This is a genomic window from Streptomyces sp. NPDC002690, assembly GCF_053592415.1.
On record NZ_JBSFVR010000325.1, the window covers coordinates 1 to 8296 of the forward strand.

General features: G+C 69.2%; 7 protein-coding genes. 3 read left to right on the forward strand and 4 right to left on the reverse strand.

The annotated features are described in order from the left end of the window. From ACWD3D_RS29095 to ACWD3D_RS29110, 4 genes are all read right to left on the reverse strand, one after another. Positions 1-690, reverse strand: a 690-nt coding sequence (locus tag ACWD3D_RS29095; RefSeq protein WP_451463753.1) for an anti-sigma regulatory factor, incomplete at its 3' end; no start/stop codon positions are given. Further along, the gene (locus tag ACWD3D_RS29100; protein WP_386894280.1) at positions 678-1094 is read right to left on the reverse strand and encodes an anti-sigma regulatory factor; all 417 of its coding nucleotides are present in this window, start codon (positions 1092-1094) and stop codon (positions 678-680) included. The genes ACWD3D_RS29095 and ACWD3D_RS29100, both read right to left, overlap by 13 nt. Positions 1095-1099: 5 nt before the next feature. Next, the gene (locus ACWD3D_RS29105) at positions 1100-1477 is read right to left on the reverse strand and encodes an STAS domain-containing protein (protein WP_451463754.1); all 378 of its coding nucleotides are present in this window, start codon (positions 1475-1477) and stop codon (positions 1100-1102) included. Then, on the reverse strand, positions 1474-2319 hold the full coding sequence (locus tag ACWD3D_RS29110) for an STAS domain-containing protein (protein ID WP_451463755.1): 846 nt from the start codon (positions 2317-2319) through the stop codon (positions 1474-1476). The genes ACWD3D_RS29105 and ACWD3D_RS29110 overlap by 4 nt, the downstream gene beginning before the upstream one ends. 478 nt (positions 2320-2797) lie before the next feature. Here ACWD3D_RS29110 and ACWD3D_RS29115 point away from each other — a divergent pair, with 478 nt between their 5' ends. From ACWD3D_RS29115 to ACWD3D_RS29125, 3 genes are all read left to right on the forward strand, one after another. Then, positions 2798-3505, forward strand: coding sequence for a DUF2470 domain-containing protein (locus ACWD3D_RS29115; RefSeq protein ID WP_451463756.1), 708 nt, complete (start codon positions 2798-2800; stop codon positions 3503-3505). A gap of 146 nt (positions 3506-3651) precedes the next feature. Continuing rightward, positions 3652-3849, forward strand: a complete 198-nt coding sequence (locus ACWD3D_RS29120) for a DUF4236 domain-containing protein (RefSeq protein ID WP_451463757.1) — start codon at positions 3652-3654, stop codon at positions 3847-3849. Positions 3850-4345: 496 nt separating this feature from the next. After that, complete coding sequence (locus ACWD3D_RS29125; RefSeq protein ID WP_451463758.1) at positions 4346-8191, forward strand: GH92 family glycosyl hydrolase; 3846 nt, start codon at positions 4346-4348, stop codon at positions 8189-8191. The last annotated feature ends 105 nt before the right edge of the window (positions 8192-8296 follow it).

Below are 8296 nucleotides of genomic sequence, written 5' to 3' on the forward strand. Positions count from 1 at the left end.
CCCGTCGTCCTCCGCCGCGCGCGTTCGCGGAGAGGCCGTCGCGGCGGCGTCGGCCGGAGTCCTGCCGAAACCGGTCAGCACGGACCAGTCCAGCGAGGCGGGTGCCTCCGGTGCGGCGGTGCGCCGGGTGGGCTCGGCCCGTGGTGCCGGGGCTCCGGCGAGCCGGGCCGCCCAGATGTCGCCGCAGATCTCCTCGCCGGTGATGGGGCGGGTGAGCCCCGCGACCACGGGTTCTCCCGCGGCGGCGGCGCGCTCGGCCGCGTCCTTCGTCCAGAAGCGTGCGGCCAGCACGGTTCCCCGGTCCGGCACGGAGTGGATGTCCACGGCGTCGGCGAGGCGGTTGATGGCGCCCAGGCCGATTCCGAGGGTGCCGGCCGAGGAAACGCCGTCGGTCAGCGCATGGCCGATGTCGGACATGCCGGGGCCCGCGTCGATGGTGACGCACTCGACGCCGGCGTCGTCGGCCGTGCGCACGGCGCGCAGCAGCAGGGTGCCGTCGACGGCGTGCCGGTCCAGGTTGGTCGCCGCCTCGCTCACCGCGAGGGCGACTTCGGCACAGCGCTGTTCGTCGAAGCCGAGGCGCCGCGCCAGGGCGGACGCGGCTCCTCTCGCGGCGGCCGGCATGGACTGGGCGTCGCGGAACCACGCGATGTCCTGGGTTTCCAGCACGGGCCGGTTCAGCGTGCCCATTTGGTCACCGCGATCCGGGTGCCGCGGCCGACCTCGGTGTCCAAGGTGAAGTCGTCCATCAGCCGGCGTGCTCCGCTGAGCCCCAGGCCGAGGCCGCCGCCGGAGGTCCAGCCGTCGGTCAGGGCGAGGTCCAGGTCGGGGATGCCCGGGCCCTCGTCCTCGAAGACGGCGCTCACTCCGAGGCGTCCGTCCCGGCGGACCAAGCCGGTGCGCATGACTCCGCCTCCCCCGTACACCAGGGTGTTGCGGGCGAGCTCACTGGCCGCGGTGACCAGCTTCGTCTGGTCGACCAGGGAGAGCTTGCACCGCTGCGCGAGGGTACGCACGAGCTGGCGGGCGCGGACCACGTCGTCGTTCGACGCGATCGTGACCGTTTCCTGGTCGCCTTCCGGAACAGGCGGCAGCCCGCTCACGGACGTGCCGGTCGGTTGGTGTCCGACCGGGCCAGGATGTCCAGCCCCTTCTCCAGGGTCAGCGCGGTGCGCACACCGCCGAGAGACAGTCCCAGCTCGACCAGGGTGATGGCGACGGCGGGCCGCATGCCGACGACGACGGTCTCGGCGTCGAGCATGCGCGAGATGGCTGCCGTGGTGGCGAGCATGCGGCCGACGAAGGAGTCGACGATCTCCACCGCGGTGATGTCGATGACGACGCCGCTCGCGCCCGTGGCGACGATGCGGGCCGCGAGGTCGTCCTGCAGATCGAGGACGGTCTGGTCCTCCAGGTCGACCTGGATGGAGACCAGGAGGACGTCGCCGATCTTCAGTACGGGTACGCGCTCGCTCACGCCCGGCCGCCCGAGGCCGTGAGGTTGGTCTCCGCCCGCCGCAACGCGTGCTTGAGCGCGTCCGCGAGCGTCGCCTTGGTGACGATGTCGCCGAACTGGATGCCCAGCGCGACGATGGTCTGGGCGATCTGCGGGCGGATGCCGGAGATGGTGCACTCCGCGCCCATGAGCCGTGCGGCGACAACGGTCTTGAGCAGGTGCTGCGCGACCTCGGTGTCCACCGCGGGAACACCGGTGATGTCGATGATGGCCTGGTCGGAGCCGGTGTCGACGAGCGTCTGCAGCAGCTTCTCCATCACCACCTGGGTGCGTGCCGAGTCGAGCGTGCCCACCAGGGGAACGGCGACCACGCCGTCCCACAGCTTGACCACGGGGGTGGAGAGCTCCATCAACTGCTCGGACTGAGCGCTGATGATCTCCTCGCGCGCCTTGGCGTACACCTCGATCGTGTACAGGCCGAAGGCGTCGAGGAGCTTGCCGAACCACAGATACGCGTGGATGTCGGAGGCCGACGTGTCCACGGTCGGCGCGAGGAGTTCCTTGCAGGCGAAAACGCTGGTCGCCGTCTCCGTGGGGGTGAAGCCCTGGCGCGCGCGGTTGCGCGACAGTTCACCCAGGAGCGCGCGCACCTCGGCGAACTCCTCCCCGTGGGCATCGGTGCCCCCGCCGCGTACCCCGTCCACCAGAGCGGTGTAGAGCTCGCGCAGTTCACGGTCCAGTTCGGCCAGGGAGACGCGCCCCCGCAGCGTGCGCGAGACCGTCTCGACCCAGGCGGCCTCCAGGGACTCGCGCTGCTCACTGAGAAGCGCGACGACTCTCACCGATATGTCTTGTTCCGCCATCACGGCGATCCCCTCCAGTTGCGTCCCGTTGGTACGGGCCGTTCTTCGCAGCGTAAGCCATCGTTTCGCGCCCACGAGCAATGCCCGGGTTGCGACAAACACCACATAATCCCGTCCCACGCGAGCACGGCCGACAAGGGGGTCCGGACGACCCTCCGTGCGACCGGCGCCCGGTGGAAAACATGCCAGGGGCACGTATCCGGAAACCCCCGGTAACCGCACCGCACTCCCGGCAGGCCGTGCCGTCCGGACCCGTGGGCTCTCCGCACGCCCCGGGCGTACGCCCGGACCACGCAGTCCCCGCCTGCCCCGACACACCCCCCTCCAATCCCCCGCAACCGGCCGTCGTTTCTTCACACCCGATGCCGACGCCCGGACCGCGGACCGGGCGTCGCCTCCCCACACCGACCGCTTTCATGATTAGGTTAGGCATACCTAAGTAACCGTTCACTCGAACCCCATCGTCTGGAGCATCGGTATGCCTGAACACAGCAGCCACCCCACCCGGCCGACCCTTGCCGAGCGCGCGCGGTCCATCCTCTGCGCGGCGCAATCCATGACGGTGGTGAGCGAGGGCCGTCACCACGAGGTGCACCGGCTCGACGAGGAGGGCGGCGCCATGGGTGCCATCCATCTGCACGCCCCGGACGACGGCAGCCTCTCCCCGTCGTCGCCGCGCATCCCCGTACGCCTGGAGCTCACCGACATCGCCCCCACGCCCGTGCGTGACCGGCTGCGGGCCCGCGTCACCCTCACCGGCCTCCTGGACGCCCCTTACGACGGCGACGCGGCCGGGTCCGCCTGCGTGGAGTTCGGGCAGGCCGTCCTGGAGTGCGACGGAGAGCGGCACTTCGTGACCCTGGAGGAGCTCGAGGAGGCGCCGCTCGACCCGATCGCCACCAGCGAGGCGGGCATGCTGATGCACCTCGTCGACAGCCACCAGGAACTCCTCCCCCTCCTGGTGCGCCTGGTACGCCCCCGCCCGAAGCGCGGGATGCTCCGCGCGCTGCCGCTGGCGATGGACCGGCACGGGGTGACCCTGCGCCTGGAGTTCCCCGGCTCGCACCAGGACGAGCGGCTGCCCTTCGCCACCCCGATCACCAGCCTCGAACAGGCCGGCCCCCAGATCCACGCACTGCTGACCGCCGCCAGGCGCGCGTCCCACCTCGGCCCGCTGCTGACCTGACCAGGCCGCCACCCCTACGCCAAAAAGATTGCAGCGCAGCGGCATTGACGGCTCGTCACATCTTTTCGAGGTGTACATCTCCCGGTTCGGGTTATCCGGATGTCACACGGAGGAGTACCCCGGACTCCTGACAGAAGGAGACAGCGATGCCGCTCACTTTTCGGAAGAGTTTCCAGATCCTGCCCGGCGTGCGTCTCAACATCAACCGCCACTCCTGGTCCGTCACCACGGGCGGCAAGCACGGCCCGAAGCGCACCAGGAGCAGCTCCGGGCGCCGCACCACTTCCATGAACCTGCCCGGCCCCTTCGGCTGGCGCAAGACCCGTCAGGCGCGGCGAGGCTGACCGCCGCCGCGCGGATTCGGACGGGGACCCGGCGACGAGCCGGGTCCCCGTTTCCGTGTTTCCGTACACACGCACCGGCGGTACACCCGCCGGAGGGGGCGACACGTCACTCTTCGCGGAAGCAACGCATCCGACGCCGCCCGCACCGACCCCCGGGCCACCCCTGTCGCCGCCCCCGCGAACCGTCGGCCCGAGGGCCCGTCAACGGGCGCCGCACCGAACGCCGATGCCCCTCGCCCCGCGTCCGGCACCACTCCCCCGGACGCCGGGGTCGAATGCCACGCGGCCGGCCCGCCGGACGCGCCGGTCACACCCGACGCGGCGACGCGGCGACGCATCCTCCGGATTGCACGCCGAGTTGTCCCGAATGCCGCCCATTCGACACGCACACCTCGTGTAACACCCTTGACACACAGCACCATCTGCCTCCCTACTGGTCTCCGCATCCCACTTTGACAACGTTGTCCAACCATCGTCCGGGGAGGAATGGCTCGGTATGCAGCCACCACTTGATCTTCGTCTCCACGCGGGTCCGCGTCGGAGACACAGCGTCGCGGCCCTCGCGGCGACGCTCGTACTGGTCGGAGCGAGCCCCTCACTCGCCGCCGTGCCGCAGCACGGTTCGCACGGCTCCTCGGCCGACCAGACGTTCAGCTCGTCCTTCGAGGCCGATCAGAAGCAGCCCGACTGGCGCAGCACCGTGGAGACCGGCCCGGACGGCAAGGACCTCTCGCAGGGTGTCGACGGCGGATTCTCCGGTGGCATCGCGGGCAACGTCACCGACCGGGTGACGGAGGTTCGCGCCAGCGACGAGAACGCGGGCGGCGGCGAGGTCAAGGAGAACCTGGTCGACGTCTCCTCCGCCACCAAGTGGCTGGGCTTCAAGCCCACCGGCTGGGTCGAGTTCGACCTCAGTGAGTCCACGAAGGTGACGACGTACGCGCTGACGTCCGCCAACGACCACGACGAGCGCGACCCGCAGGACTGGGTCCTCAAGGGGTCGGCCGACGGCAAGACGTGGACGACGCTCGACACGCGCACGGGTGAGAAGTTCGGCGAGCGCTTCCAGACCCGCTCGTTCGACATCGCCGAGCCGGCCGCGTACCAGCACTTCCGCCTGGAGTTCACCAAGAACCACGGCGCCCCGGACGCGATCCAGCTCGCCGACGTGCAGTTCTCGGACGGCAACACCTCCGCCCCGGTGCCCGACGAGATGCGCACCATCGTCGACAAGGGTCCGTCCGGTTCGCCGACGGCCAAGTCGGGTGCGGGCTTCACCGGCACCAAGGCGCTGCGTTACGCGGGCACCCACAAGGACAAGGGCCGCGCGTACTCGTACAACAAGGTCTTCGACGTCAACACGCCGGTGACCCGTACGACCCAGCTGTCGTACCTGGTCTACCCGCAGATGACGAAGACGGACCTGGCCTACCCGGCCACGCACGTCTCGGTCGACCTCGCGTTCACCGACGGCACCTACCTGAGCAAGCTCGGTGCGACGGACACCAACGGCGGCGCGCTGACCCCGCAGGGCCAGGCGGACGCCAAGCGGCTGTACGTCAACCAGTGGAACAAGGTCGCCTCGGACATCGGTACGGTCGCCGCGGGCAAGACCATCGACCGGATTCTGGTGGCGTACGACTCCTCCACCGGCCCCTCGCAGTTCCAGGGCTGGCTGGACGACATATCGATCGCCCCGAAGGCCCCCGCGAAGCCGAAGGCGCACCTGTCGGACTACGCGCTGACGACCCGCGGCACCAACTCCAGCGGCGGCTTCTCGCGCGGCAACAACATTCCGGCGACCGCCGTGCCGGAGGGCTTCAACTTCTGGACCCCGGTCACCAACGCCGGTTCCACCGACTGGATCTACGACTACGCGCGCGGCAACAACGCGGACAACCTGCCCACCCTGCAGGCGTTCAGCGCCAGCCACGAGCCCAGCCCGTGGATGGGTGACCGGCAGACGTTCCAGCTGATGCCGTCCGCCGCCGCCGGCACCCCGGACGCGTCGCGGACCGCCCGTGCGCTGCCGTTCCGTCACGAGAACGAGACGGCGACGCCGCAGTACTACGGCGTGAAGTTCGAGAACGGCCTCAAGGCCGAGATGACGCCGACCGACCACGCGGCCCGCATGCGCTTCACCTACCCCGGTGACGACGCGAGCATCGTGTTCGACAACGTCAACAACCTGGGCGGGCTGACGCTGGACCCGGCCACCAGCTCCTTCACCGGCTACTCCGACGTGAAGAGCGGCGGCTCCACGGGCGCCACCCGGCTGTTCGTCTACGGCGTCTTCGACTCCAAGGTCACCGCGAGCGGCAAGCTCACCGGTGGCGGCGGCGACAACGTCACCGGCTACTTCCGCTTCGACGCGGGCAAGGACAAGCAGGTCGGGCTCCGTCTGGCCACCTCGCTGATCAGCGTCGACCAGGCGAAGAGCAACCTCGCCCAGGAGATCCCGGCCTCCACCTCCTTCGAGCAGGTCCAGAAGAAGGCCCAGCACGCCTGGGACGACATCCTGGGCAAGGTCGAGGTCGAGGGTGCCACCGAGGACCAGCTGACCACGCTGTACTCCAGCATGTACCGGCTGTACCTGTACCCGAACTCCGGCTTCGAGCAGGTCAAGGGTGTCAGCACCTACGCCAGCCCGTTCGTCTCCAAGACGGGCACGGACACCGCGACGAACACCGGCGCGAAGCTCGTCAAGGGCAAGGTGTACGTCAACAACGGCTTCTGGGACACCTACCGCACGACGTGGCCCGCGTACTCCTTCCTGACGCCGAAGAAGGCCGGCGAGATGGTCGACGGGTTCGTCCAGCAGTACAAGGACGGCGGCTGGATCTCCCGCTGGTCGTCCCCGGGTTACTCCGACCTGATGACCGGCACCAGCTCCGACGTGGCGTTCGCGGACGCGTACGTCAAGGGCGTGGACTTCGACGCCGAGGCGGCGTACGAGGCGGCGCTCAAGAACGCCACCGTGGTCCCGCCGTCCTCGGGCGTCGGCCGCAAGGGCATGGAGACCTCGGTCTTCACCGGCTACGCCAACACGTCGACGCACGAGGGCCTCTCCTGGTCGCTGGAGGGTTACCTCAACGACTACGGCATCGGTCAGATGGGCAAGGCGCTCTACGCGAAGACGAAGAACAAGCGCTACAAGGAAGAGTCCGACTACTTCCTCAACCGCGCGCAGAACTACGTGAAGCTCTTCGACAAGGACGCCGGCTTCTTCCAGGGCAAGAACGCCGACGGCAGCTGGCGTGTCCCGTCCGAGAGCTACGACCCGCGCGTCTGGGGTTACGACTACACGGAGACCGACGGCTGGGGCTACGCCTTCACCGCGGTGCAGGACACCCGCGGCCTCGCGAACCTGTACGGCGGCCAGGACGGCCTCGCCAAGAAGCTCGACACGTACTTCTCCACCCCGGAGACCGCCGGCCAGGAGTTCACCGGCTCGTACGGCGGTGTCATCCACGAGATGACCGAGGCGCGTGACGTGCGGATGGGCCAGTACGGCCACAGCAACCAGGTCGCGCACCACGTGACCTACATGTACGACGCCGCGGGTCAGCCGTCCAAGACGCAGGAGAAGGTCCGCGAGGTTCTGGGCCGCCTGTACGGGGGCAGCGAGATCGGCCAGGGTTACCACGGCGACGAGGACAACGGCGAGCAGTCGGCCTGGTTCCTCTTCTCCTCCCTCGGCTTCTACCCGCTGGTCATGGGCAGCGGTGAGTACGCCATCGGTTCGCCGCTCTTCAAGAAGGCGACCGTGCACCTGGAGAACGGCCGCACCCTCACGGTGAAGGCGCCGAAGAACAGCTCGAAGAACATCTACATCCAGGGCCTGAAGGTCAACGGCAAGAAGTGGACCTCCACGACCCTGCCGAGCGACCTCCTCTCCAAGGGTGGCGTGCTCGACTTCGACATGGGCTCCAAGCCCTCCTCGTGGGGCACCGGCAAGAACGCCGCGCCGGTCTCCCTCACGAAGGACGACAAGGTGCCCGCGCCGAAGCAGGACGTGCTGAAGGGTGACGGCGCTCTGTTCGACGACACCTCCGCCACGTCGGCCGAGGCCGCCACGGTCGAGCTGCCGGTCGCCAAGGCGACGAAGGCCGTCCAGTACACCCTGACGTCGGCGAAGACCGGCGCGGCCCCGAAGGGCTGGGTGCTCCAGGGCTCCTCGGACGGCAAGACCTGGAAGGACCTCGACAAGCGGTCCGGCCAGACCTTCGCCTACACGCAGCAGACCCGGGTGTTCTCGGTGAGCCGTCCGGGCGACTACCAGCAGTACCGCTTGGTGCTCGACGGCTCGGCGACCCTCGCCGAGATCGAGCTGCTCTCCTGAACCGGGGCGGGTCCGTGGGCGGCGGCCCTTCGTCATCGTCATCGACGCTCTTGACGAGGCCACCAGCGCGCAGCAGGCCCGCCTGATCGCGCGACACATTGCCAT

Coding starts and splice junctions, on each gene's coding strand:
- ACWD3D_RS29110 (WP_451463755.1), bottom strand. CDS start 2,319: ATGGCGGAACAAGACATATCGGTGAGAGTCGTCGCGCTTCTCAGTGAG.
- ACWD3D_RS29115 (WP_451463756.1), top strand. CDS start 2,798: ATGCCTGAACACAGCAGCCACCCCACCCGGCCGACCCTTGCCGAGCGC.
- ACWD3D_RS29120 (WP_451463757.1), top strand. CDS start 3,652: ATGCCGCTCACTTTTCGGAAGAGTTTCCAGATCCTGCCCGGCGTGCGT.
- ACWD3D_RS29125 (WP_451463758.1), top strand. CDS start 4,346: ATGCAGCCACCACTTGATCTTCGTCTCCACGCGGGTCCGCGTCGGAGA.